Below are 1,585 nucleotides of genomic sequence, written 5' to 3' on the forward strand. Positions count from 1 at the left end.
GATTAAACAGCTCCTTCCAAGAACTCATCAAGCCCTTTTTTTCTCAGCAGACAGGCCGGGCAAACTCCACATCCGTCAGCGATGATGCCGTTATAACAAGTTAAGGTTTTGGTACGGACAAAATCAAAAGCACCCAATTCATCAGCAAGCTTCCATGTCTCCGCCTTATTCAGCCACATTAAAGGTGTGTGTATGACAAAATTCTCATCCATCGAAAGGTTCAATGTGACGTTCAACGACTTAATGAAAATATCCCTGCAATCAGGGTATCCGCTGAAGTCTGTTTCACAAACACCAGTCACTATATGTCTAGCACCTACTTGGCTTGCGAGGACCCCAGCAAAGGACATGAATAATAAATTACGTCCTGGTACGAAGGTAGATGGTAATTCTCCGTTTTCACCATCTTTAACTTCGATGTCACTTCTTGTAAGTGCATTTGGTGCAAGTTGATTCAGCAAGCTCATATCAAGAATGTGATGCTTGATTCCGAGCTCCTTCGTGATTTCTTTCGCGCAATCAATTTCTGTCCGGTGCCTCTGGTTATAATCAAAGGTGACCGCTTCTACCTCTGCAAATTGCTCCATAGCCCAGAACAAACATGTTGTACTGTCCTGGCCGCCGCTGAAAACGACTACGGCTTTTTCGTTTTTCATTCTAAAAATCTCCTTTTAAACGGAAAAAAACAGCACCACTAAGACAGCAGGTACTGTTTCTCCTTAGTTTTTTTGAGAGGGTAGCTAGAACCTCTTCCGTAAAGACGGATTTATGTGATTTTGAACTTATTCATTTTATCATACATTTTATAATTGGGAAGCATTTATTATTCCGAATTTCTTAATATCTTAATACCTTTAACAGCATTTCCTATTAATTACATCCTTTCATCATGATAGTTGAAAGCGATTATAGACTTAAAATTTTCTTATCGTATAAGAAAAATTAGCCTGAGTGCTATTGGAAAAGGAGAAATGTTGAAACACCATTGGGTCCAGTCTGCATAAATTGAACGTGAGGTGATCTATCATGCCAGAATGGATTGTTGTATTCTATCCCGTGAATTTTTTATCAGCATACGTTTTATATATTTACCTTTACAATCGAAGGAAGCAAATTGGCTTTCATTTGGGGATGAATATCGCCATGGTTGCCGGTGGAGGAATGGCACTTGGTACCGGGATTATTTTCATCAATCTTTATCCATTGTATTTTCTTGAGGCTACACTTGTTGCAGTAATAATTGGAAGTCTAACAGGTATCTTCTTTGGCAATCTGTTTGACTACCAAACCTTACTGACCGGGTATATTAACGGACTAATGATGGGAATTATGGCTCCAATGGTAGGAGCAGCTGCCTCTGAAGGAATTCTTTTCTTGCTGATGATCGAAATATTTATCATAAGCAGCTTTTGCCTAGTGGCTGCCTTTGCCTACAGGGGTTAAATGGAGGTTTGTAATGCAAATCATCTTAATTTCTACCACTTTTATCAATATTTCCTTCGGTGTTTGGCTATATTTTGTACTGAGTAAGTCCAGGTTATTATTTAACGACAGGTTTGGCTATATCTCGGTTATGACTTCCAGC

General features: G+C 39.3%; 2 protein-coding genes and 1 riboswitch. Of the genes, one reads left to right on the forward strand and one right to left on the reverse strand.

Annotated elements, in window-relative coordinates; all coding sequences use genetic code 11:
- Positions 1 to 2: 2 nt before the first annotated feature.
- The gene (gene queC / locus WB217_RS12530) at positions 3 to 656 is read right to left on the reverse strand and encodes a 7-cyano-7-deazaguanine synthase QueC (RefSeq protein ID WP_423993554.1); all 654 of its coding nucleotides are present in this window, start codon (positions 654 to 656) and stop codon (positions 3 to 5) included.
- 57 nt (positions 657 to 713) lie between these two features.
- Positions 714 to 756, reverse strand: a riboswitch (PreQ1 riboswitch).
- Positions 757 to 1,026: 270 nt separating this feature from the next.
- Between queC and WB217_RS12535 the strand changes: the two genes are divergently transcribed.
- Entirely contained in the window at positions 1,027 to 1,443 is a 417-nt protein-coding gene (locus tag WB217_RS12535; protein ID WP_423993555.1) for a hypothetical protein, read from the forward strand.
- Positions 1,444 to 1,585: the final 142 nt, after the last annotated feature.

The sequence above is a fragment of the Mesobacillus sp. genome (genome assembly GCF_049588175.1).
In the GTDB taxonomy this organism is placed as follows: domain Bacteria; phylum Bacillota; class Bacilli; order Bacillales; family Cytobacillaceae; genus Mesobacillus.

What these genes read in the sequence shown, in the direction of transcription:
- WB217_RS12535 (WP_423993555.1), top strand. Translation starts at nt 1,027, where the DNA reads ATGCCAGAATGGATTGTTGTATTCTATCCCGTGAATTTTTTATCAGCA.
- queC (WP_423993554.1), bottom strand. Translation starts at nt 656, where the DNA reads ATGAAAAACGAAAAAGCCGTAGTCGTTTTCAGCGGCGGCCAGGACAGT.